The 23,756-nt window shown below is 69.6% G+C and carries 19 protein-coding genes and 1 pseudogene; 5 read left to right on the forward strand and 15 right to left on the reverse strand.

Annotation, left to right across the window (positions count from 1 at the left end; all coding sequences use genetic code 11):
• Nucleotides 1–136: 136 nt before the first annotated feature.
• The 12 genes and pseudogenes from ACIBK0_RS04715 to repSA form a co-directional block, all read right to left on the reverse strand.
• A complete protein-coding gene (locus ACIBK0_RS04715; RefSeq protein ID WP_399075579.1) occupies nucleotides 137–550 on the reverse strand; it encodes a DUF3151 domain-containing protein in 414 nt (137 codons plus the stop codon).
• Between the two features lie 226 nt (nucleotides 551–776).
• Nucleotides 777–2,315: an MFS transporter gene (locus ACIBK0_RS04720; protein ID WP_399075581.1), complete on the reverse strand. Its 1,539-nt coding sequence runs from the start codon at nucleotides 2,313–2,315 to the stop codon at nucleotides 777–779.
• 63 nt (nucleotides 2,316–2,378) lie between these two features.
• Nucleotides 2,379–3,401, reverse strand: coding sequence for a class II fructose-bisphosphate aldolase (gene fbaA / locus ACIBK0_RS04725; RefSeq protein WP_369248010.1), 1,023 nt, complete (start codon nucleotides 3,399–3,401; stop codon nucleotides 2,379–2,381).
• A 183-nt stretch (nucleotides 3,402–3,584) separates the two neighbouring features.
• Nucleotides 3,585–4,133, reverse strand: coding sequence for an orotate phosphoribosyltransferase (pyrE, locus tag ACIBK0_RS04730; RefSeq protein WP_399075583.1), 549 nt, complete (start codon nucleotides 4,131–4,133; stop codon nucleotides 3,585–3,587).
• Nucleotides 4,134–4,143: 10 nt separating this feature from the next.
• A complete protein-coding gene (locus tag ACIBK0_RS04735; RefSeq protein ID WP_399075586.1) occupies nucleotides 4,144–4,938 on the reverse strand; it encodes an aldose 1-epimerase in 795 nt (264 codons plus the stop codon).
• 216 nt (nucleotides 4,939–5,154) lie between these two features.
• Nucleotides 5,155–6,045, reverse strand: coding sequence for an SRPBCC domain-containing protein (locus ACIBK0_RS04740; RefSeq protein ID WP_399075588.1), 891 nt, complete (start codon nucleotides 6,043–6,045; stop codon nucleotides 5,155–5,157).
• 67 nt (nucleotides 6,046–6,112) lie between these two features.
• The gene (locus tag ACIBK0_RS04745; RefSeq protein WP_399075590.1) at nucleotides 6,113–7,768 is read right to left on the reverse strand and encodes a polyamine aminopropyltransferase; all 1,656 of its coding nucleotides are present in this window, start codon (nucleotides 7,766–7,768) and stop codon (nucleotides 6,113–6,115) included.
• A gap of 26 nt (nucleotides 7,769–7,794) precedes the next feature.
• Nucleotides 7,795–8,403 carry a DUF2617 family protein gene (locus tag ACIBK0_RS04750; protein WP_399075592.1) on the reverse strand — a complete coding sequence of 203 codons (609 nt, stop codon included), beginning with the start codon at nucleotides 8,401–8,403 and terminating at the stop codon, nucleotides 7,795–7,797.
• A gap of 344 nt (nucleotides 8,404–8,747) precedes the next feature.
• Nucleotides 8,748–9,038, reverse strand: a complete 291-nt coding sequence (locus ACIBK0_RS04755; RefSeq protein WP_399075594.1) for a hypothetical protein — start codon at nucleotides 9,036–9,038, stop codon at nucleotides 8,748–8,750.
• A 188-nt stretch (nucleotides 9,039–9,226) separates the two neighbouring features.
• Nucleotides 9,227–10,488: pseudogene (locus tag ACIBK0_RS04760) on the reverse strand (tyrosine-type recombinase/integrase).
• Nucleotides 10,488–10,685, reverse strand: coding sequence for a helix-turn-helix transcriptional regulator (locus ACIBK0_RS04765; protein ID WP_399075596.1), 198 nt, complete (start codon nucleotides 10,683–10,685; stop codon nucleotides 10,488–10,490). The pseudogene ACIBK0_RS04760 and the gene ACIBK0_RS04765 overlap by 1 nt, the downstream one beginning before the upstream one ends.
• Entirely contained in the window at nucleotides 10,682–12,076 is a 1,395-nt protein-coding gene (repSA, locus tag ACIBK0_RS04770) for a replication initiator protein RepSA (protein ID WP_399075598.1), read from the reverse strand. The genes ACIBK0_RS04765 and repSA overlap by 4 nt, the downstream gene beginning before the upstream one ends.
• Before the next feature lie 26 nt (nucleotides 12,077–12,102).
• Here repSA and ACIBK0_RS04775 point away from each other — a divergent pair, with 26 nt between their 5' ends.
• Nucleotides 12,103–12,432: an antibiotic biosynthesis monooxygenase gene (locus tag ACIBK0_RS04775; RefSeq protein WP_399075600.1), complete on the forward strand. Its 330-nt coding sequence runs from the start codon at nucleotides 12,103–12,105 to the stop codon at nucleotides 12,430–12,432.
• Entirely contained in the window at nucleotides 12,429–13,667 is a 1,239-nt protein-coding gene (locus ACIBK0_RS04780) for a helix-turn-helix domain-containing protein (RefSeq protein ID WP_399075602.1), read from the forward strand. Before ACIBK0_RS04775 ends, ACIBK0_RS04780 begins: the two co-directional genes overlap by 4 nt.
• 579 nt (nucleotides 13,668–14,246) lie before the next feature.
• Here the strand turns inward: ACIBK0_RS04780 and ACIBK0_RS04785 are convergent.
• From ACIBK0_RS04785 to ACIBK0_RS04795, 3 genes are all read right to left on the reverse strand, one after another.
• Entirely contained in the window at nucleotides 14,247–15,527 is a 1,281-nt protein-coding gene (locus ACIBK0_RS04785; RefSeq protein WP_399075604.1) for an MFS transporter, read from the reverse strand.
• A gap of 118 nt (nucleotides 15,528–15,645) precedes the next feature.
• Nucleotides 15,646–16,224, reverse strand: coding sequence for a TetR/AcrR family transcriptional regulator (locus ACIBK0_RS04790; protein ID WP_399075606.1), 579 nt, complete (start codon nucleotides 16,222–16,224; stop codon nucleotides 15,646–15,648).
• A 215-nt stretch (nucleotides 16,225–16,439) separates the two neighbouring features.
• Nucleotides 16,440–18,407, reverse strand: coding sequence for a SpoIIE family protein phosphatase (locus ACIBK0_RS04795; RefSeq protein WP_399075608.1), 1,968 nt, complete (start codon nucleotides 18,405–18,407; stop codon nucleotides 16,440–16,442).
• Between the two features lie 1,127 nt (nucleotides 18,408–19,534).
• Here ACIBK0_RS04795 and ACIBK0_RS04800 point away from each other — a divergent pair.
• The 3 genes from ACIBK0_RS04800 to ACIBK0_RS04810 all read left to right on the forward strand — a co-directional run bounded on the left by ACIBK0_RS04800 (nucleotide 19,535) and on the right by ACIBK0_RS04810 (nucleotide 23,665).
• Nucleotides 19,535–21,604 (forward strand): cell wall-binding repeat-containing protein, encoded by a 2,070-nt coding sequence (locus tag ACIBK0_RS04800; RefSeq protein ID WP_399075610.1) that lies wholly within the window; start codon nucleotides 19,535–19,537, stop codon nucleotides 21,602–21,604.
• A gap of 236 nt (nucleotides 21,605–21,840) precedes the next feature.
• Nucleotides 21,841–22,053 (forward strand): hypothetical protein, encoded by a 213-nt coding sequence (locus tag ACIBK0_RS04805; RefSeq protein WP_399075612.1) that lies wholly within the window; start codon nucleotides 21,841–21,843, stop codon nucleotides 22,051–22,053.
• Between the two features lie 424 nt (nucleotides 22,054–22,477).
• Nucleotides 22,478–23,665 (forward strand): pyridoxal phosphate-dependent aminotransferase, encoded by a 1,188-nt coding sequence (locus ACIBK0_RS04810; protein WP_399075614.1) that lies wholly within the window; start codon nucleotides 22,478–22,480, stop codon nucleotides 23,663–23,665.
• Nucleotides 23,666–23,756 lie beyond the last annotated feature (91 nt).

The raw sequence follows: 23,756 nt of genomic DNA on the forward strand, positions 1-23,756 counted from the left end.
TTACCGACACGGGGGCCCCGGTCCCCACCGCGCATCCTCCACAATCGTCCCCCGAAACCGCAAGGTCCGCCCGGTCACACCAGGCGGACCCGCATCAGAGCCCCCGGAAACGGGACCCCGGACCCAGCCCCATGACCTAGCCCAGCGTCTGCGCAGCCGTCGGCGAGGAGTCCTTCAGGAACTGGCTGCAGCGCTCGTACTCCTCCTGCTCGCCGATCGTCTGCGCGGCGCGGGCGAGGGCGTGCAGGGCGCGCAGGAAGCCGCGGTTCGGCTCGTGCTCCCAGGGCACCGGGCCGTGGCCCTTCCAGCCGTTGCGGCGCAGGGCGTCCAGGCCGCGGTGGTAGCCCGTACGGGCGTAGGCGTACGACTCGACGACGCTGCCCTGCTCGTACGCGTCGTCGGCGAGCTGCGCCCAGGCGAGCGAGGAGGTGGGGTACTTGGCGGCGACATCGGCGGGCGCCGTGCCGTTCGCGAGGAGCTCACGCGGCTCCGGGTCGTCGGGGAGGTGGGTCGGGGGCGGTCCCCCGAGGAGGTTCTCGTGAATCGTCATGGGTTCCAGTCTGCTCCATTGTCCTTGATCGGTAACGGCTGCCCACGGTCCTTCTGGAGCGAACGGTTCCGCGCACACACCACGACGGCGAAGATCTACGTGAACCACCCGTTCCACGACACCGATGTGAACACGCCGATCGACCTCCACACCTTCCTCGCCAAGGCAGCCGCCGCGAGTGCCAGCCGGATGATCTTCGCCTACAAGATCGACACCAGCGGCACCGTCACGAAGCCGGACCAGCGCTGGAAGCCTTGGCGGATACCGAGTCCGGAGGCGCGGCGGCGCGCGCCGGCTCCAGCGGAGGTGCCGTCACACACCCGTGCATACGGCACTGGGGGCGCCGGCAGTCGGGCGGCGGGCGGCGTACGGTCGCGAAGGCCAGCGCCGCCCCGACCACCAGGACACCCGCGCACAACGGCATCGCCCGCCGGAAGGCCGCATTGAAGGCGTCCGCCGAGCGGTACGCCTCCGGGCCCATCCCGGCGAGCAGCGGCAGCGCGGCCACGGCGAGGAGCCCGGCCGCTCGGGCCGCCGCATTGTTGATGCCGCTGGCCAGGCCCGCCCGCGAGGTGTCCACGGAGGCGAGGACGGCGGCGGTCAGCGGCGCGACCAGGACGACCATGCCCAGACCCATCACCAGCAGCGCGGGCAGCACATCGACGACGTACGAGGCGTCCTTGCCGACGCGCAGCATCAGCAGCATGGCCGCCGCGCACAGCAGCGGACCCACGGTGAGCGGGATGCGGGGACCGATGCGCTGCGCGAGTTCCCCCGAGCGCGCCGAGAACAGCAGCATCAGGACGGTCGTCGGCAGCAGCGCCATACCGGCCTGGAGCGCCGAGTAGCCCGCCACGACCTGGAGCTGGAGCGCGGTCAGGAAGAAGAAGCCGCCGAAGGCCGCGTAGACGCACAGAGTGACGAGATTGACGGCCGTGAACTGGCGCGAGGCGAAGATGTCGAGCGGCATCATCGGATCGGCCCGGCGCCGCTCGACGTACACGAAGGCCACCCCCGCGGCCACGCCCGCGACCGCCGTCACCACGACGACCACCGAGCCGCTGCGGGCCTCGATCAGGGCGTACGTCACCAGAGCGAGCGCGAGTGCGCCCAGCGCGGCGCCGAGGACGTCGAAGCCGTGGTGCGTGCGCTCGTCGGACGACTCGGGGACGTGGCGCAGCGCGATCGGGGCACACACCAGTGCCACCGGGATGTTCAGCAGGAAGACCCAGCGCCAGCCGGGGCCGTCCACCAGCCAGCCGCCCAGGAACGGCCCGACCGCCGCGCCGACGCCTCCGAAGCCCGACCACAGGCCGACGGCCCGGGCCCGGTCGTCCGGATGGAAAGAGGCCTGGATGAGCGCGAGCGAACCGGGGGTGAGCAGGGCGCCCCCGATCCCCTGCAGGGCACGGGCGGCGATCAGCACGCCGACGTTCGGCGCGAGACCGCACAGCAGCGAGGCGGCCGCGAACCACACCACACCCAGGACGAACACCTTGCGCCGCCCGAAACGGTCCCCGAGCGATCCGCCCAGCAGGATCAGCCCGGCCAGCGTCAGCATGTACGCGTTGACGGTCCACTGGAGGGCCGCGAGGCTCGCGTTCAGGTCACGGCCGATGGTCGGCAGCGCGACGTTGACGACCGTCGAATCCAGCATGGCCATGCTGGAGCCGAGCACGGTGGTCAGCAGGATCCATTTGCCCTTGGGGGTGGAGATCCGTACGGCCGGTTTCTCTTCCGGTCTCTCCTGCAGAGGGGCAGCCATACCTCGGAGCATACGGAAGGGCCCGGCACCGCGGGGGTGCCGAGCCCGAACCGAAGGTGATCGCTACTTGAGCTTGGTGCCCGTGGAACGCAGCGCGGCGCAGGCCTCGGTCACGCGCTTGGCCATGCCGGCCTCGGCGAGCTTGCCCCAGGTGCGCGGGTCGTAGGTCTTCTTGGAGCCGACCTCGCCGTCGACCTTCAGGACACCGTCGTAGTTGCGGAACATGTGGTCCGCGACGGGGCGCGTGAAGGCGTACTGCGTGTCGGTGTCGAGGTTCATCTTCACGACGCCGTTCTCCAGCGCCGTGGCGATCTCCTCGGCTGTGGAGCCGGAGCCGCCGTGGAAGACGAAGTCGAACGGGTTCGCCTTGCCGTACTTGGCGGCGACGCCCGCCTGGAGGTCCTTGAGGAGCTCGGGACGCAGGACGACGTTGCCCGGCTTGTAGACGCCGTGCACGTTGCCGAAGGACGCGGCGAGCAGGTAGCGGCCCTTGTCGCCCAGGCCCAGGGCCTCGGCGGTGCGCAGCGCGTCGTCGACGGTCGTGTACAGCTCGTCGTTGATCTCGTGGCTGACGCCGTCCTCCTCGCCACCGGTCGGGGTGATCTCGACCTCGAGGATGATCTTCGCGGCGACGGCCTTCGCGAGCAGTTCCTGGCCGATGGCCAGGTTGTCGGCGAGGGTCTCGGCGGAGCCGTCCCACATGTGGGACTGGAACAGCGGGTTCTCGCCCTTGGCGACGCGCTCGGCGGAGATGTCGAGCAGCGGACGTACGTAGCCGTCCAGCTTGTCCTTGGGGCAGTGGTCCGTGTGCAGCGCGACGGTGATGTCGTACTTCGCGGCGACGATGTGGGCGAACTCGGCGAGCGCGACGGCGCCGGTCACCATGTCCTTGTTGTACTGGCCGCCCAGGAACTCCGCACCACCGGTGGAGATCTGGATGATGCCGTCGCTCTCGGCCTCCGCGAAGCCGCGCAGCGCAGCGTGCAGGGTCTGGGACGAGGTCACGTTGATGGCCGGGTAGGCGAACTTGCCTGCCTTCGCCCGGTCGAGCATCTCGTTGTAGACCTCGGGGGTTGCGATGGGCATCTGTCCGCTCCTTGTATGTGCGGGTCTGCGTACTGCTGTACGCCTGGACTGCTGCTTACGGCCCTGACCTAGGGGGCGACGTCATCGTCGGCCCCATCTTTCCAGACTTGACCCTGTGCTCCGGCCACGGCGTCCGACACCCGTCGGTAACCCCTGGGAGCACCGGTCCCAGGGGTCCGCGTGTCAGTCCAGCCCCAGCTCGTCCTTCGCGTAGGCGAAGAGGTAAGGCACCCCGGCGCCCGCCTCGATCTTCTCGGCGGCGCCGGTGGCACGGTCGACGATCGTCGCGACGCCGACGACCTCCGCGCCGGCCTCGCGGACCGCCTCGACAGCGGTGAGCGGGGAGCCACCGGTGGTGGACGTGTCCTCGACGACGAGCACACGCCGGCCCTTGATCTCCGGCCCTTCCACGCGCCGCTGCAGACCGTGCGCCTTGGCGGCCTTGCGCACGACGAAGGCGTCGAGACGCTTCCCGCGCGCGGCGGCTGCGTGCAGCATGGCCGCGGCCACGGGGTCGGCACCCATCGTCAGGCCGCCCACGGCGTCGAAGTCCAGCTCGGCCGTGAGATCGAGGAGGACCTGCCCGACGAGCGGCGCGGCCTCCCCGTCCAGGGTGATGCGGCGCAGGTCGACGTAGTAGTCCGCCTCAAGACCCGACGAAAGGGTCACCTTGCCGTGCACCACGGCCTTGTCCTTGATCTGCTGCAGCAGCGCGCCGCGTACGTCACTCATGTCCGCCAGCTTAGAGGCGCCGCCAGCTCCAGGTCGTGGTCGCCTCCAGGGGCTCGATGGGGGTGACCAGGCGGGGATGGGTGTTCAGCCCGTTGGGCGGCCCCGTCTGGGGCTCCACGCACACGGCCGCCTCCTGCTCGTCGTAGACGACGACCCACTCCTCGCGGCTGGCGACCTTCAGCTCGAGCTGCCCGGGCCAGGTGAGCGTCACGTCGACGCCGTCCGGCATGCCGAAGCAGTCGTCCCAGGGGCTGGGCTTCGGCTCGATCCGCCGCCCGGTGGGCAGGTGGTCGTCGCCGCGCTCCTCCTGCCAGCCGGGCCGGAAGTCGACGCGGGCGTCCTCGCCGTCTCCCCCCAGGTTCCTGTTGAACCACGGGTGCCAGCCGATCTGGGCCGGGAAGGACGATTCGTACGTCTCCACGGACATCGTGAGCGTGAAGGCGTCCTCGGTCAGGGTGAAGGCCTGGGTGACGCGGCCGGGGTGCGGCCAGGGGGCGACGAGGTCGTAGGTGATGACGGCCTCGTTCTTCGTGGTGCGGGCGGTGCGCCAGGCGCCGTCGCGGGCGGTGCCGTGGATGGCGTGCGGTGGGGAGTTGAGCGGCATCTGCTGGACGGTGGCGCCGTCCAGGAACCGTCCTTCGCGGATCCGGCCGCACCACGGGACCATGGGGAAGCACCCGAACTTCGCGCCCTGCCGCAGCAGTTCGACGCCACCGACTCGCAGACTTCCGACCCGTCCGCCGTTGGCCGGCGCCACGGTCACCTCCGCGTCACCCGCGGTCAGCGTGATGTCTTCGTTACTCACGGAGTTGACCCTACTGGGACAGGGCCGGCCTGCGGGATTTCGCCCCCGCCGCCCCTGGCCATTCCCGCCACAGGGGGCTCCGCCCCTTCGACCCCGCCAGGGGGTTGCGGCCCCTGCACCCTGCCTCGGGCTCTGCCCCTGGGCCCTCGAGTGGTTTTTTGGCTGCCGGTGAGTGGGGGCTGGTCGCGCAGTTCCCGGTGCCCCCACGGGGGGGAATCAGCGGCGTTTACGGAGGGCGCGGGTCAGGGCGATCGCCGAGGCGAGGGCCAGGGCCGCGGCGGGGGCGGCCCAGCGGAGGGTGTCGCGGGCGGCGGTGGCCTCGGGCGGCGGGACGGGGGCGTAGCGGCCGCGAGGCGGAGCGTGGTCCACCTCCTCCGCGCTGCGACCGATCATCGTGCGCCGCGCGTGCGCCGCCTCGGCCATGGCATCCTCCTCGCCCGGCTCCCCCGCCTCCACCACGAACTCCTCCTCCGCGAGCTCGTCGTCCTCCAGCGAATCGAGCGACGGAGGCGGAACCTCGACGTCGAATACGGACTCGGACTCGGACTCGGCCGAAGCCTCGGATTCAGCCACCACATCCGGCTCGGACTCGTCCCGAAACTCGGGCAGAGCCACCGCACCGGGCTCGGGCTCCGGCTCGGCCCGGGACTCCGGCTCCACCGCCGCGTCCGGCTGAGGCTCCCGCTCACCCTCCGCCCCCAAGTTCTCCGCGAACCGGCTCAGCAGCCGCGCCCCCGCCGAGGACACCGCGTCCGGCGGGAGCTCCGCCACGCGGCCGTCGCCGGAGGCTGTGCCCGTGAAGGTGAGGGTGGTGCCGCCGTCGGTGGCGCGCAGGTGTACGGCGAGGGCGAGCTTCACGGAGCCGGTGCCGCGGGCCTCGGTCGCGTCGCCCTCGACGGCGTAGGCGCCGTCGTCCTGGGCGGTGACCCGGAGCGCCCCGCGGTAGGTGATCGTGTGGCCGCCCACGCGGACTTTCAGGCGCCCGGAGACGGGCGGCGTCCCCGCGTCCTGCTGGAGGCCTGGAACCGCACGGGCCACCCGCACGGGATCGGCCAGCGCCTCCCTCAACCGCTCGGCCGGAACCGGAACGAACACCTCATGCTCCATGTCAGCCGAGCCTACCCAGCACGGCCCGAACCGCACCCGCGTATCACGGGATTCCTCCGCCTCCACCTCAGTCGGCGTACCGCGGATGCACCAGGGTGGAGGGCGGGAGGCCGGCCGTGACGCGCGTTCGGTAGGCCGCCCGCGCGTCCGCCGCCAGGGCCGCCCGGGTCAGCGTGCGCAGCCTCGGCCCGTCCGGGGCGAGGCCCAGGCGTACGCCCGTACGGGAGGCCGAGGCCAGGATGAAGCCCCAGTCCCGGGGGACCTTCGACGTACCGCCCGCCGTACGGTCGGGACCCGCCGCGAAGCCGGAGTCCCGGCCGCCCACGCGGTAGGGGGCGGTGCGCAGGCCGGCCGCCCGGATCGTCCTGTCCACCGTCCAGAAGGCGCGGCGGCGGGAGGCGACCGGGCCCGCGTGGACCGCCAGGCGCCCGTCGGGGGCGAGGACGCGGTGCGCCAGGCCGTAGAACTCCTGCGAGTACAGCTTCGTACTGGCGGTGATGCCCGGGTCGGGGAGGTCCGAGATGACGACGTCGTACGTCGACGGGGCGCTGCGCAGCCAGTGGAAGGCGTCCGCGGTCATGACGTGCACGCGCGGGTCGTCGTACGCGTGGCCGTTCAGGGCCGACAGCGCCGGGTCGTTGCGCGCCAACCGCACCACCCCCGCGTCGAGTTCGACGACATCGACACTGCGCACCCCGGGGTAGCGCAGCACCTCGCGCGCAGCGAGCCCGTCGCCGCCGCCGAGGATGAGCACGCGCGCGTGCGGGCCGTTCATCGCGGGGTGCACGAGCGCCTCGTGGTAGCGGTCCTCGTCGCGGCCGCTGACCCGGAGGCGACCGTCGAGGAAGAGGCGCAGCGGACGGCCGTGCGTGCCGCCGGTGAGGACGACCTCCTGGACGTCCGTCTGGAGGGCGACCCGCACGTCCGTCCCGTACACCGCGTGCCGCGCGGCCCGTTCGAAGTCGTCGACCAACACCGCTGCCGAGGCGAGGAGTCCAAGGACGACGAGGTTGGCGACCAGGAGGACCCAGCGCGCCCGGCGGGTCAAGTCGCCCCGGAACAGGCCGAGTACGAGGGCCCCGCCCGCCACCGCGTTCACCGTTCCGGTGAGCAGCGCGCCCGTCAGCTGGCCGAGCAGCGGGAGAAGGAGGAAGGGAAAAGCCAGGCCACCCACCAGCGCGCCCACGTAGTCCGCCGCGAACAGGTCCGCCACCGCTCCGCCCGGGTCCTGGCGGCGGATGCGCTGTATCAGCTCCATGAGGAGGGGGACTTCGGCGCCGATCAGCAGGCCGATGGTGAGGGAGAAGGCCACCAGCAGATAGCGGCATCCGTCCGCCCAGACGCCACCCCAGTCGCCCGTCCACGCGAACACCGCGTACAGCGCCATCGCGCTGCAGCCGCCGACGAGCGCCAGCGCCGCCTCGACTGCGCCGAAGCCTGCCGCCGCGCGGGGGCGCAGCCGCTTCGCGGCGAGGGAGCCGATGCCCATGGCGAAGACCATGACGGAGAGCACGACGGAGGCCTGGGTGACCGAGTCGCCGATCAAGTACGAGGCGAGGGCAACGAGTTCGAGTTCGTACACGAGTCCGCACGCCGCGCAGACGAACACGCCGGCGAGGACGAGGAACCGCCCGATGCCCGGGCGGACGGGCAGCCGCGCCTGATCCTGGACAGCCCAGGGCGGCGGCGCGCCGGGGGGAGCGGGCGCGTGCGGTTCGATCACCCAGCGAACGCTACGTCACAGTGGCGCTACGCTTCGTCACCCACACGTGTGGAACCACGGCGCTTTATGGCACTCCGGGTCGGGGAGGGCGTATCCGAGTCTCCGCTCCACGCCCCATCAACCCCCGCCGCCACCCGAACCCCCACCCTCGTCCTCGTCGCCACCAACTGGCCGTCCTGCGGGTACGCGTGCCACGTGCGCCAGTGGACCTGACCCTCGTGGCGCTGGGCGAGCAGGGCGGTGAAGGCGTGGGGGCTGCCGGGGAAGACGCCCGCCAGACCATTGGGGTGGTCGGAGACCAGGGCCAGCAACTCCTGGGCGCGGCCCGCGAAGGAGCCGGGGGACAGCACTTCGACGCGGGCCGCGAACTCGTACTCCCAGTCGCCGACCCGCTTCGCCACGCCGAGCGGGAGGGGCGTGCTACTGCCGGGAATGCACGCGACGGTCTCCGAACAACTGCCCCGCTCCTCCTCCAGGAGCACCTGGTGGGACGCGCCCAGGAGTCTCAATTGGAGCTTCGACCCGGCGAGTTCGAGGTCGAGCGTGGCGAGGGCAGGCAGCGGTTCGCGGCCCAGGGTCCACGCGAGATCGGCCGCGCGCGTGTCGGTGTAGGAGGTTTTCAGGGTCGTGAGCATGGGTCGGCTCCGCTAGCACGCAAAGTGAGGTGGGGGTCCGGCGCACCCGGTCGGCACCGGGGGAACGGCCCGGTCAGCCTGGTCAGGAAGGACGACCCGACGCCAAGATGACGACAGGGCCTCGGGGCTGCGTTGGTGTTTTAGAGGGAATCATGAACTGTGGCGCCGCCACAGCCTTTTTACCCAAGTTCGTAGGGTTTCCATCCCCCCGAGGGCTCCACAGCTCAACTGTTCAACTACAGCGTGCGCCCGGCGCACGGAAGTGCCCGTCGGCAGCCGTTGCCCGACGGGCACTTCGTGTGCTCCGGATGCGCTTCCCTCACTGGGAGCTCAGCTGCCCCGTGTCAGCTGCCTCCGCCGCATCCGCCCCCGCCGCCACAGGACGACCCGCCTCCGCAGGACGAGCCTCCGCACGACGAGTGACCGCCGCACGAGTGGCCCCCGTGGTGCCCGGACGAGCCGCTGTCGCCGACGCCGCCGGCCCACCAGCTGCTGCTGCCGCTGTCCGACGACGAGCCGCGGCGCGAACGACCGCCCCCCTTCGAGAGCGTGACCTTCGACCGGCTGCGGCCGGTGGCCATGAAGGCCACGACGAACACGATGCACACGACCGCCAGGATGATGCCGATAACCATGGCGCCACCCTCCTTTCGTTCCCCCGAAGCGGCCCCCCGTGGGCCGTGCTTCCCGTATCGCTTCTTGCGTGAGAGGGGGATGCCCTCGCGTCTGACGACCCAAAGCAGAGTTGAGGAAGTTCAGAGGGTTCCCCCGGAGAGATGGCCCCTGACCTGTACAGAAGCGCAGATCAGGGGCCGTCCGAGGCTCATTGGGCCGTCTGTGGGCCGTGATCTTCCTGGGAGGCACGCTGCAACACGGTGTCGATGGCACGACGGGCACGCTCGCGGCTGTCGGGCATCAGATGGGCGTACACCCGCAGCGTCAGCGCCGGGTCGGCATGCCCCATGTACTCGCTGACAGCTTTGATGTTCTCGCCAGCGTCCAGCAACGCGGAGGCGTAGAAGTGCCGAAGGGCATGCATGCCGTGCTCGCGTGCCGACTCGTACTTGCCGTCATCGTCCGCTTCCGGGATGAGGCCCGCGACCGCGAGAGCGGGCTTCCACTCCTTGCCGTTGAAGTTGCTTCGCCACACCATGCCCCCTTGCTCAGCCGTGAAGATCAGCCGGGCGGACACCTTCGGCCCCTCCGGCACGTCCCACGGCAACGTGATCTCTACGGGCTTGCAGGCACCCATGTGCGCCCGGAGGGCTCCCGCCACGGAGTCAGGCAACGGCACGTCCCGCTTCTTGCCGCCCTTGGGGAGAGCGAACACCGGGTGCCCTTCCACGTGCTTGATCTGCCGGACCACATGGAGCGTGCGCCCATCGGCGTCGATAGCGTCCTCAGCCAGCCCGAACACCTCGCCCTGACGCAAACCGCACCCGGCGCCGACATCGACCATTGCTTGGTATCGCTCCAGAAGAGCCGCTCGAACGGCGAACACCTGGGCTGGCACCCACGGAACTACCGGATGCGCGTCAGGCTTGGCCGCCGGACGCTCCGCGCACCGCATGGGTTGCGCGACAGCAGCGAGTCATCGACAGCGGCAGACAGGACTGACTGAACGTCCGCGAAAATGTTCCGGGTGTAGGAAGGGCCAACGCCGGGCTTCGCTTCCAACACGGCGAGAAGCTCCCTGATGTGCTCCGGCCGGAAGGTCCCGATCGGCCGGGAACCAAGCACCGGGTAGACGTGCAGTCGCAGGCGCCGGCCAAGTTCGTTCCTGGCGATCGGGCTAGGTGTCTTGCTGTCCAACCACTTCTCGGCGTACTGCCGGAACGTGATCTGCATGGACTTGGGGTCGGTGTACTGACCGCGCGTCATGTCCGTCTCGATGGCGCTGAGCCACTTCTCAGCGATGCGCTTCTTGCCGTCGGGGAAGCTCTTGGACTTCTCGCTGCCATCGGGACCGACGTAGCGAGCGCGGTAGCGCATGCCCGTGCCGTAGCGCTCAGTCTTGACCTTGACGGGCTTGCCGGTCGGCCCGATCTCGGTCCTGTACCAGCGGTCTTGGATGTGTCCGGCCATCAGGCGGCCCCTCCCATCAGGGACTCAACCCAGGCCCGTACGTCCTCGGGGTCGAAGCGGAGGTAGCGGCCAACGCGGAAGCCTCGCGGTCCGATGCCCTTACGGCGCCACTGGTAGACGGTCTCGATACTGGGCAGGCGCAGCAACGTCACGAGATCTCCCGGGGTCAGGAACTGATCAGGCAGCGGGAGACTCATGCGCACACCTCCCAGCCGTCCGGGTCGGGCAGGTCGGCCAGGGCATCGCGTGCGGTTTCGCGGTTGAGTTGGATGTCGCGGCGGATATTGGCGGCGAGCCAGGATTCGCCGGGGGTGTGGCCGTGGCCGGCGTAGGTCCAGTGGGCGAGGGTGAGCGTGGTTGCCTCCGGGTTGTCGTCGGGGTCGGGCAGGCCGAGTGCGGCGCGTTGCTGGGCTGCGCGGTAGTCGGCTCTCACCTGACGCAGGGCGCCGAGGGTGGTGGAGTAGCGGCGAGACTTGGTCGAGAAGTGGCCGCGAAAGCCGAGCATGTGGGCCCAGTCCCGCAGCTTCCGGTCCGGGTAGACCGCGTGCAGGTCGAGGCAGACTTCGATCAGCCGGCGGGGGTGGTCGGGCACGTCGAGCAGTACGAGGGCTTCCTTGTTGCCGATCCGGCGGTCGACGGTGCCCGTGGTTTCGGCGGCTTTGGTGGCGTACTTGGCGACGTAGGAGGCCACGGCGAGTTCCGTGATCTCTTCGCCGTGGCCGAAGGCGCCGATCTGCTGGACGTCGAGCTGCGTGCCCCAGCGCAGGGTGCGAGCCGGCTGGTCCCCGGCGGGAGGCACATCGACCGCGACGCGGGCGGCGGCGGCATGGATCGCGTCGGTAAGTAGGCCGATGCTGGCCCAGTGCGGAGGCGGGGTGCCGGGTCCCTCAGGTCCGTCGAAGCGGATCACCGCGTGGAAGTGGACGGCACCGCGCTTTTGGTACTCGGCGACCTTGCCGAAGGACAGGCGGGACTGTTCGCGGGCGGCTTTCTGGGTGAGGCCGGCCCGCTTGGCGATCTCGCGGCGGAGGTAGATCGTGAAGTAGCGCCACAGGTCGGAGGCGTGGTTGTTCCACAGGACCGCGCCCGCGTAGTCGTAGGTGTCGGGGTCGAGCGGGGTGCCGAGTTCCGGCGCGTCCTCGGCGTGGATCTGCCCGCAGCGGCAGGGCCGCTTTCCGGGCCGGTTGTGGACGGGGCCGTAGCTCGGGGCGGTGAGGGTGGCGAAGACGCGGGGGTGATCGCGCACGGTGTGCGGGGTGCCCTTGTCGGGGTCTCCGGTCAGACCAGCTCTGATCAGGTGGTAGGTGTCGCCGGCGTAGGTCCAGGCGCAGGCCGGGCAGCGGGAGGCGCGCCGGTTTCCGCAGGCGATGCGGAGCATGCCGCCCGGCTCGTGCTCGGTCGTGTACGCGCGCAAGACGGTCTTGGTGGTCGGGTCGATGGTCTTGGTGCCACCGGTCAGGCGGATCGGGTCGGAGCATCCTCCGGTGCGGCGGATCTGTTCTTGCCAGCGGTCGAAGTCGGCAGATCCGGCCACCCTCAGCACGTCGCCGAAGGTGGCCGCATCCAGGCCCGCGGGGGCGAGGGTCATCGACGGCCACCTCGGTGGGCGGGGCCGTGATTGTCGGTGTAGTCCTCGACCAGGGCCTTGACGTCGTTGTCGCCGTTGGCGTGGTCCTCGGCACCGCAACCACCGCACAGGTAGTCGCCCTGGGATCGGGTGTACTGCGTGCCACCACGGACCCGCAGGCTGGGGCTTTCCTCGGTCGGCGTGAGGTCAGCAGGATTTTCTTCGAGATCTACGCTGATCGGGCAGCGTTTGACGAGCACGAGCGCCAGCCGCACACGCTGCGATTCCTGAGCGAGCGAACGCGGTACGTCGAAAAGACTGACGTGGACTGGCTTGAGCCGTACGCCGGCAAGTACCCGAACGAGGCTGCGAAGTGAGCACCCTCCCATCCACAACCGGGCAGCGGGTTAAGGAACTGCGGCGGGCAGCAGGCATGTCGCAAGCCGACCTTGCCACCGCCATGGGGCGGTCTGAGAGCTGGGTGTCCCAAGTCGAACGCGGCGTGCAGCCCGTTGAACGCCTGGCGATCCTCCAAGGCCTCGCTGATGCACTGGGCGTCTCGGTACGGGAGGTTCGGCCTGACGCTGCTCCCTCCCCGGCGGATCTCGTGGACGACACACCCGCGCCGGAGAGCAACGATCTAGACGGCCTGCGCGTCGCCCTCACGGGCCACCCTGCCTTGGGCAGCCTGTTCGACCGCGGACCGAGTTCCCCTGCGCCCGCGCTTGCCGAGTTCCGCCACCTCGTTGACCAAGCCTGGGAGTACGTACACGCGTCGAGCTTTGCAGCCTTGAGCGACCACCTCGCCAAGCTGCTCCCCGACATCGAAGTCGCGGTACGCCACGCGCCGGCAGCCGATCGCGTCGAGCTGCACTCACTCAGGGCACGCAGCTACCAGGCAGCCGCCGCTAGCTTCACCCGGCAGGACCAGGCCGATGCCGCATGGGTAGCCGCAGACCGCGCCTTGCAAGCGGCCGAGATGGCCGGCCAGCCTCTGGAGGTGGTGGCCGGGCTCTTTCGCATGGCGCACGCGTTCATGCGGCAACAGCACATGGACCAGGCCGAACAAGCCGCAAAGTCGGCAGTCGAAGTCTTGGACCCACGGGCAGAAGACCCCGCCTGCCCACCAGAGGAACTGTCGCTTCTCGGCGCCATGAACCTTGTGCTTGCCGTGATCAACGCGCGCGAGGGCAACCGGCCTGGGACACACGCTCACCTCAACCGAGCAGGGGAAATCGCCACGCGCTTGGGCGAGGACCGGAACGACTTCGACACCGAGTTCGGCCCCACAAACGTCAAGCTCCACTCAGTGAGCACGGCCGTAGAGCTAGGAGATGCCGGACTGGCATTGGAGATCGCGGCGGAAGTCGACGCCGGCGGGCTGTCAGCCGAACGTCAAGCACGCTTCCTGCTCGACGTGGCACGGGCCCATGCACAGCGCCGACACGTTGGAGAGGCGACCGCTGCACTCTTGGAGGCCGAGACCCTCGCACCGGAGCAATTTCGCGATCACCACTTGGCCCGCGAAGTCATCCGCGACCTCATCCAGCTGTCGGGCCGACGCGTGCCCGAGACTCTCCGGGAGCTTGCCGACCGCTGCGGCGTGAGCTGACCTGTTACAGATTTCTCTACCTCATCAAGCCCCGGCTGCGCTCCGCTCCGCCGGGCGCGCTTCCCGGCTCCGCTGCGCGCTGCGCTCCTGCCTCCGGCCCGCTCCGCGCACGCTGCGCCGACGCGCGCCCACGTATGGATAGGGCCGGTGGCCATGAGTCGAGCACCGCATAGCGCGGCCAACGGTCAAAGCATGCCTCCGGCGGGGGCGCTCAGGCTCCGAGATGGACGGGGCGCCGTTCGCGAGTGCCGGCCGAGTTGTGGCGTGCGCGGGGAGCTCCCATCCCGTCCGCCATCGACCCAGGCAAAGCCGAGCAGCCGCGGCCCAGGGCGTCAAGGTCGTTCGTACAGTGGCGCGCTCCACCTTGACGCCCTGAACCACGACCGCTCCACGGTGTGTGGGCCGACGGCAGACGGGATGGGAGCTGGGGAAGGTGGTGGGTTGAGCAACACGGGTACCGTTCGGCTCCGCCTGGCAACTTGCCACCTCTCTCCACGGACAAATAGCTAAACCCATCAAAGGTCAACTTTGCCGGGGTCGTGGGCGCCAGCCTGGAGCGATTCCGATAGCGCTGAATGCTCACTTACGGTCAACGGTTTCGTGGACGCCGTCCGCGGCGCGCTGCGCGGCGGGGGCTGAACGGGCCGCGACGCCGTCAGCCACCCGGAATCCGGGACGCCGCGTGCGCGACAGCATGACCAGACCCATGAGGAGCGCCGCGCCGAAGAAGACGCTGAAGGACGCGGCGCCGGTGAGCAGGCCCGTCGGCAGTCCGTGCGCGGTGACGACCCAGCCGAGTACGGGCGCTCCGACACCTTGGGCGAGGTAGCCGGCGAGGTAGCCGCCGGACACCATGCTCGCGCGGTGGTGCGGCGCCGCGTAGGTGTTGAGGACGGTCAGTCCGCCGGCGAAGTCGAAGGCGTAGGCCGCGCCCGCGCACGCCGAGGCGAGGAGGAAGACCGCCATCGAGTGGGTGGCGCTGGTGACGACGAAGAGCCACACCGCGGCGACCGACCCGGCTGCGCCGACCGTCACCAGGGTCCACGGCCTCAGGCGCCGGGCCAGCAGGGCGCTGACCGCGATGAACGCCGCGAACACCGACAGCAGCGCGCCGGTGACCAGGGCGTTGGTCGAACCCGCCAGCTGGTGGGCGATCTTCGCGCCGAGCGGCAGCACGATGGCGCCGAGGAGGAAGGACGACGCGAACGCGAACGCGCCGGCGGCGAAGACCCCGCGGTTGCCCCGGGGGATGATGATCGCGCGCATGCGCCACCGGGTGCTCGTCTCGTTCGCGGTGTGGTGCGGCATGCCTGCAACGAAGCAGACGACGACCGCGATCACGGCGGCGAGGACGAAGAAGTTCAGGTGCAGCGGGAAGGGGGCGTACTGGGTCAGGGCGCCGCCGACCAGCATGGCCAGGGCGATACCGGACGAGGAGACGGCCGTGCCGACCGATCCGGCGCGTCCTTCCTTGCCCGGGGCGCTGAACTCCACCATGGCCACGCTTGCGGGGCTCAGGGACAGGCCGACGCCGAGGCCCATGAACGCCCGCCCGGCCAGGAGCCAGGGGACGCCGTCGGCGAATGCGAAGAGGAGCACCCCGGCGAGTTCGGCCAGCAGGCCGAGCAGCATGGCGGACCGCCGCCCGATGTGGTCGGACAGGTCGCTGAAGACGATCAGAACGGGGATCAGCGCGATCGGATACGCGGCGAAGATCCAGGTCACCGTGGTCGTCGAGACGTGCCAGTCGGCCTGGTAGAGCGGATAGGTCATGGTGGGGCACGCGCTGGTCCAGAGTGCGAGGGCGACGACGGCGCCCGCGGTCCAGAAGGCGGCACGGGTATTGAGGAAAGGTTGCACGGAAACACCGTTCTTGAACTCGAGGTACAAAACAAGGGCAGACGGGACCCAGGTGCGGGCACGCCAGGGGTCAGTGGGTGACGTCAGGGGCCAGAGCCCGAAAGTGGGGGGCCGACGGTCACAGGGAGTCGATCACCGCGTCGATGATGCGGGCCGGCCGGTCCGCATCATCGGCGACGCGCACCGCGAGCCGCAGCCCCACCACCGTGTTCTGCAGCATGGCGGCCAGGCTGGCGGGGTCACGTTCGGGCGAGATCTCCCCCGAGCGCTGCCCCTCCTCGATCACGGCACGGAAGGCGCTCTCATTGCGCTCGAAGGCGCGGCGGACGAGATCGGTCGCCACCTCGTCGGTCCGCGCCACTACCGCCGCCGTGTTCACTGCCATGCAGCCGCGGCGGTCCGGGTCAGCCAGATCCGTCCGCACGAGGGTCTCAAGAGCCCTGCGCAGGCGCGCCTTCGCCGGTCCGGGTTCCTCGAGCGCCTGCAGCAGCACGCTCGTCTGCCGTTCGCGATAGCGCCGGAGCGCCTGCTCGAACAGGCCGCGTTTGCTGCCGAAGGTGTTGTAGAGGCTGCCTTTTCCGATCCCGAGGGCGTCCACCAGGTCCTGGGGTGTGGTGGACGCATAACCCTTCCGCCAGAACACCTCCATGGCCTGTTCCACGGCGACGTCCGGGTCGAACTGCTTGGGTCTTGTCATGCGGGCGACCCTAACATGCAATTAGACCTCCAGGTCAAAAACCCTCGACTGTGGCGAGCGCCAACGAATTAGGGGCGGGCGCCGGCGAACACGCAGGTCAGCGTCTCGCCAGGTCAGACCGCATCCGGTTACGCGATCTTCCAAACTGGGGCTTTAGGTTGTGCCTGGGGCAGGAGGGCCCCTCCGCGGCCTTGGCTGTGAGGACGCGGGCGCCGTCATGTGCGTCGGATGACCAGAACGGCCACGTCGTCGAGATGGTCCACCGCGACCGCGGCGTCGAGGACGCGGTCGGCGGTCTCTTCGGCGTCCAGTCCGTCGTGGACGGCTTGGGCGGCTAGTGTTCCGGCTCGTTCCAGTCCGGCTTCCAGCGTCAGGCCCGGTCCTTCGACCACGCCGTCGGTGACCATGACCAGCGAGCTGTCGTCGTCCAGGGTGAAGGTCTCCTCGCGGTATTCGGTGCCGGGCAGGACGCCCAGGACCGGCCCGCCCGGCAGCTCGCGGACCTCGTGGCTGCCGTCTCTGTGTGCGCACAGCAGCGGCACATGGCCGGCGCTGGTGCCGGTGACCTGTCCATCGTGCGGGTCGATGTGCAGCAGAGTGCAGCTGGCGAATCGTGCGGGGGCGGTCGTGACGAGTAGCTCGTTGGTGCGGGTCAGCACGGTTCCGGGATCCGGTTCCTGGGCGGCGATCGCGCGCAGGGACAAGCGGACCTGTCCCATGAAGGCGGCGGCGTCCACGTCGTGCCCCTGGACGTCGCCGATCTCCAGTGCGATCGCACCGTCGGGCATCATGAAGGCGTCGTACCAGTCTCCGCCGATGTCCAGCCCGTCCCGGCTGGGTCGGTAGCGGGCGGCGACCTCCAGGCCCGGGAGATGCTCGGGCAGCGCGGGGAGCATGGTCTGCTGCAGCGCCGTGGCCAGCTCGACGTGTGCCTGTTGCAACCTGATCCGCTTGAGTGCCTGGCCGGCCAGGCGAGCCAGCGTGCCCACGAGGGTCTGCTCATCCAGGGACAACAGGTATCCGCGGGGGTAGAGCATCGACCAGGCCCCGAGTGCCTGATCGCCGGGCTCGCTGAGGGGGGTGATCGAGACGGCGTAGTCGGAGCCGAGCTGGATGAACTGCAGAAGTGGGGCGTGCGGCCAGCGGCGGGTGAAGTCCTCCCGGTCGGTGATGAACTGCGGCTTGCCGGTACGGATGGCCTCAGACAGCGGGATCGGCTGGTCCAGCCGCAGGCCGTGCAGGGCCTCGACCGCGCGCATGTCTCTCCTGGCATCGGTGGAGATGCACAGGCGGTTGTCGTCGACGAGTGCGAGCACGGTGCCGAAGGCGCCGAAGGTCGCGGCGAGCCGGGTCAGAACGACCTGCTGCAGTTCCTGCTCCGTGGCTGCGGTGATCAAAGCGGAGGAGAAGTCGGCGGTGTCCTTGGCGCGCTGTCGCTCGGCAGTCAGCGCGGCCTGCGCCTTCTGCTTGCGCTTCTCCTGCCTGGTGTCGTCGCGGACCACCACGAAGATCCGTTCGGGGCCGTCAAAGCCCAGCTGGAGCCGACTGACTTGAACGGCCAGTCGGTGCCAGCCGTCGTGCGCGGTGTGGTAACGCTGCCTCACCCAGGGGGACCGCTGGATGGAGGCCGAGCGCAGGAGCTGCTGGAAGGCCTCCCTGTCGTCGGGGTGTATCGCCGAGATTATTTTGGACATCGGCGCAGTTGGATCCGGGACGAGCGCGACCAGGCTGGGTAGGCCACCGAGCCACTCCAGCTGGTCCCTCTCAGGTGAATACATCCACAGGCCGAGGCCGGCGGCCGCGGTGGCCAGCCGGAACGGGATCAGCAGGCTGGCCAGGTCGTTTCGTGCATCCAGGACGCGCACCCATATCAGCCGCTTGTCACCCGCGGGATCCTTCACTTGTCGCGCCTCAAACAAACAGGTCACGGGAATTCCGTGCTGCCCGGGAAAGTGCAGCTCCCGCATCGCGACCGCATCCGCCCTGGCGGCGTGGGCCACCAGACTTTCGGCCGACATCCGCTGGCTTGCAGGCCACAGGTCCACGAAGTCACGTCCCAGGCACTGCTCCGCCGGCCTGCCCAGCGCCGTAGCCATAGCAGCGTTGAGGCGGCGCACGGCACCGTCCAGCGTCAGAAGAGCCGACGGGCAAGCCCTTCGATGAAGTTCGTCCAAGGCGTCCATCTGTGGCTCCCTGGCGCATACCAAAACAGCCTCTTCAGCTATATTCGCGCATTTTGCTGTGATGTCTCAATAAAGGGGGTGTCCGACCGCCTGCGTCGAGTGACGACGGCAGGAACTTGGTGGAGGCAGTTCGGTGACACGGTCGCTGAGTGCCAGCGCCCCTAGCGGCGACCTCGCTCTCGCGGAGACGGCCCTGGGCGGACGCGATCTGGATCATGTCGGCGACGAGCGGGCAGTCTTCTGGGCCGTCTCTGGGCCGTGCGAGGCCGACCGAAGCTGACAGAGGACGCCCACGGGTGACCGCCCCCACCCCGCTCTGGCCTGGGCTGGCGGAGTTGATCTGCGACACTGGAAGGGTTATGCCGAAGCCTGGAGAACTGGGCTGACGTTCACTGATCCAGTGCACCGAGAGCCTGTTGTTCTGGATGTGCCACAGTCGCCACATCGTGCGGTCAATAGCGGTCAACGACGGGTCGCCCCAGTCGAGATGCGCCGTTCGCCTGGACCGTCGCTACAACCTGACTGACCTGGGCTCCGTCGCTACCGGCCACGTCCGCCCTTACAAGGCGGTAGTCATCGGCGGACCGCAGATGCACCAAATGGTGATCAAGGCAGGGATGCCGCTTCGGTCCTCACACCCGCCAAGGCCCTCGCTGCAGGGGGGATCGGGGACCGGACCCGATCCGCCGCCGCCCCTTCGAGTCCAGTCAGGCGTACAGCATCCAAGTACAGCAACCCCAACAGACGTCTCAACCCAGCAACACCCCACAGAGGCTTGGGAGCGACCGGTATGACCGTGAGCGACCGATCCATATTGAGCTACGGATCAGAAGGTTGCACCGGATCTGGCCCGCACCAATCGTCTCGTTCAGCGACCTTCACCGTCGTTCAAGTGGGTCTATCAATAACGGGCATGATGCTGAAGGGCCCGCCGCGAACCGCGGGGCCCTGCAGCATCATCTCCCGCGACTTGTCCACGGGCGCGTCGGCACCGGGTGCCCCTGCCTCCACAGATGCCGTGGCACGGCGCTAAAGTTTCGCCGCTGCCGTACGGACGACGAACACGATGCCGTCCGTTCGCCTCGGGGGAGGGGCAACGCAGCCATCCATTCACCTGTGGGGGCACATTGAACATCTCTGCGCGTCGCGGATTCGCGGCGCTCACGACCGTCGCCGCACTCGCGGCCGGTCTCGTCGCCGGGCTCCCGGGCCAGGCGACCGCCGACACCGCCGGCTGGCCGGCCACGGACGGCAGGCTGCTGTACAACGAACTCGGCTCGCTGCGCTACATCAACCCCGACGGGACCAAGAGCGTCCAGTTCTACGAGACCGCGAATCAGGCCGCCTGGTCCGCCGACGGCAGCCAGATCGCCTACGTGGGCTCCGCCGACGGCCGTCTCCGCACGAAGACGTACGCCCAGGAGTCGATCTCGGGCAACGACATCGTCATGCCGGCGGGCAGTGGCTGGCATCCGACCGACCCGACGTTCTGGTATGGCGGAGGCGACATCGTCTTCACCGCCGGAGGCCGACTGCGGGTGGCCGTGGCCAACAGCGCCCTCGCTCCCAAGGCACTGTTCGGCACTGACGTCGACGGCTGTGACTCCAAGGCCAGCGGCGCCGTCAACGGCATGCTGGCCTTCGTACGCACCGGCACGAGCTGCTCCACCACCGGCACTCCGGCCGTCTGGGTCTACAACGGCCCCACCAAGGCGTTCACCAAGGTGGCCGCCAACGCGGACGAGCCGAGCATGTCCCCCGACGGGCAGTCGCTGGTCTTCACCCGGACCGTCGCCGGACACAAACAGCTCTTCACGGTCAAGGTCGACGGCACCGGGCTGACCCAGGTCACCACGGACCCCGCCGACCACAACCGTCCCGCCTGGTCGCCCAAGGGCGACCGGATCGCGTACGACACCTACTTCACCGGCAGCCCGGACACCGGCCCCAGCGGTTCGCAGATATGGATCCACGACCTCGGCACGGGCACGGAGACGCATGTGCCCATGGCCGACGGGACCGACGTGGCCTGGCAGCCGCTCCGGAAGAACGCGATCTCCCGGGTCTACGGCTCCGACACCTACGACACCAACATCGCGTCGTCCAAGTGGACGTGGAACACCCTCGGCAAGAGCGTGCCGGGCCTGATGAACGCGAGCTCGGCCGTCCTGATCAGCAAGTCGGACTCCGCGTACGCCACCACCGCGACCTCGCTGGCCGGCAAGAAGCACGGACCGGTGCTGATGACCTCCCGCACGGGCCTGGACTCCTCCGTCCAGACCGAGCTGAAGCGCATGCTGCCCAAGGGCAAGACCGTCTACCTGGTCGGCGGCACCAGCATCCTCAGCAGCTCGGTGGCGTCCAAGGTGACCTCGCTCGGGTACGTCGCCAAGCGGCTGTCCGACGTCTCGCGCTACTCCACCTCGGTGGCCGTGGCCAAGACGATCACCAGCGCCCCGAAGTACGTGTTCCTGGCGACCGGCACGGACTACCACAACGCCCTCGCGGCCAGTTCCGCCGCCGGCGCCATGGGCACCTCGGGCACCGCGGTCGTACTGCTGACCGAGGGCTCGACCATGACCGCGTCCGTGTACGGCTACCTGAACAAGTACAGCCCGAGCACGACGAAGATCATCACGGTGGGGGTCGACGCCGAGTCGGCGCTGGCCAAGGCGTACAACGCCGGCAAGCTGCCCTACTGGCCCAGCAAGTACAGTTACTACCGCTTCGGCGGCAGTCCGGCGCCGGTCGCCGCGAGGCTCGCCGAGTTCTGGTGGTCGTCGCCGTCGGACGCCGCGGTGGCCTCCGTGGGCAGTTGGCGCGGCGGCGTCTCCGCGTCGTCGGCGATGACCACGTTCGGCCCGCTGCTGTGGACCGACGTCACCTCGCTGACGTACGACACCAAGTGGTACATGATGCGCACGTCGGCGAGCCTGAACCACGTGGCCGTGTTCGGCGGCAACGGCTCCGTCGACGCGAAGGTGGTCCCGTTGATCGGCAGGGCCATCGGCGTGGACAGCACCTACGCGTACACCCCGTACTACAAGGGTGACATCCCGCAGAGCCCGGCCTCCCAGCCGTTGTCCGCGAGCACCGCGAGCACCGCGAGCACCGCGAGCACCGCGAGCACCGCGAGCACCGGCAAGCCCGTTCCGAGCCCGGATCTGGCCCCGCTCAAGGTGACAGTCTCGAAGTGACCCCGTGTCCGGGCCGCCTTCCTCCCAGAGGGCGGCCCGGACCACCGGCGGATCGGCCGGGGACATCTCGCGAGCGCGAGCCGGTCGGGCCGGTGCGCGCGGAGGTGTGCGCCACCGCGACCCCTGCCAGCAAGAACAGGGCGACCAGCGTCGCTGGGACCGCTGCCGTCAGCCAGAAGCCGGCACCGGCGGGGGCCGCGGTCAGCAGGAGGGCCGTCGCGGCCGCGGCGAGGCCGGTGGCCAGCAGGCCCGGCATCCGTGAACCGCACTACCGATCCGCGTATGACGCAGCAGCGAACATCTGCTCCGGCATCTTCGACACGATCCCTGTGGACCTCCACGACGTCGTACGCGAGGCGGTCATGGCTGGGTACGCGGCCGCTCTAAGCGACTTGGAGGAAGGCAAGTTGGACGACCAGGTTCGAGAACGCTCCGAGAGCATCGAGTAAGGCCCGATGCTTCGGGCCGTCTCAGTTTCCGTCTCATTCATCGCCGTTCAATGCCGTTCAATGCCGTTCAAGTGAGACCCAGGACCGTCGTCGTCGCGTTCGTCAACCGCCCATGAACCCAGGTGAATGCTCCCGGACGCAGCCCAGCGCCGCACCACCGCAGTTGGAAAGCGTGTTGGCTGTGCGAGTCAGCAGGTGTCTGGTCGTGCCGGGCCCGGTTGGGTTTGCCGGATGCTGGTGCACGCCACCAGCGTGCTGCCGTCCACCCTCCGGGGCCGTCTCTGGGCCGTCCGAGGGCAGCCAACGATGACAGACGACGACAGATGGCGACGGCTTTCCCCCTGATCAGAGATGGCGCGTTGGGTACCACCGAAGGTGTTCATCCGCGAAGCTATGTTGAGGAAGTCCAGAGCTTGGGCGCAGGATGACCGGCATGACTTCCAGCGCGCGCCCCTTCCTCAACCGCCGGCTCGCCGAGTTCGGAACGACGATCTTCGCCGAGATGTCGGCCCTCGCGATGAGCACCGGCTCGATCAACCTCGGCCAGGGCTTCCCCGACACCGACGGTCCCGAGGAGATCCGGGAAGCGGCCGTGCGGGCGCTGCGGGACGGGCGCGGCAACCAGTACCCGCCGGGTCCCGGCATCCCCGAGCTGCGCACGGCGATCGCCGCGCACCAGGAGCGCCGGTACGGCCTGTCGTACGACCCCGACACCGAGGTCCTGGTCACGGCGGGCGCCACGGAGGCCATCGCCGCCACCCTGCTCGCCCTGCTGGAGCCCGGCGACGAAGTGATCGCCTTCGAGCCGTACTACGACTCGTACGCGGCCTGCATCGCGATGGCGGGGGGCACCCGGGTCCCGGTCACACTGCGCCCGCACGAGGGCAGCTTCCGGCTCGACCTCGACGAGTTGCGCGACGCCGTCACCGACAAGACCCGGCTGCTCCTGATCAATACCCCGCACAACCCGACCGGCACCGTGCTCACCCGCGAGGAGCTCACCGAGATCGCAAGGCTCGCTGTGGAGCGTGACCTCCTTGTGGTCACGGACGAGGTCTACGAGCACCTCGTCTTCGACGACGCCGAGCACCTGCCGCCGGCCACGTTCCCGGGGATGCGCGAGCGGACGGTCACCATCGGGAGCTCGGGGAAGACCTTCTCCTTCACCGGCTGGAAGGTGGGCTGGGTGACCGCGCCGCCTGCCCTGGTCAGCGCTGTACGGTCGGCGAAGCAGTTCCTGACGTATGTGTCGGCGGGCCCGTTCCAGTACGCCGTGGCGGAGGCGCTCGCGCTGCCGGACGCGTACTTCGACGCGTTCCGCGCCGACATGCTGGCCAAGCGGGACGTGCTGGCGGCGGGGCTCATGGACGCCGGGTTCGAGGTCTTCCGCCCGCAGGGCACGTACTTCATCACCACCGACATCCGGCCGCTCGGCGAGTCCGACGGCTTCGCCTTCTGCCGCGCCCTGCCGGAGCGTGCCGGTGTCGTCGCCATCCCGAATGCCGTCTTCTACGACCACCGGGAGGCGGGCGCGCCGTTCGTGCGGTTCGCGTTCTGCAAGCAGACGGAGGTGCTCCAGGAGGCGGCGAAACGGCTCAAGGCGGCGTGGTAGTTCCGTCGGCAGCGATCGGGACACTGCCGTCGGCAGCAGTGCGGGACGCCCCATGGCAGCACAGCGGCGCGCCGGTATTCACGCCTGGCCC

It is taken from the genome of Streptomyces sp. NPDC050564 (assembly GCF_044457265.1).
Lineage (GTDB): Bacteria > Actinomycetota > Actinomycetes > Streptomycetales > Streptomycetaceae > Streptomyces.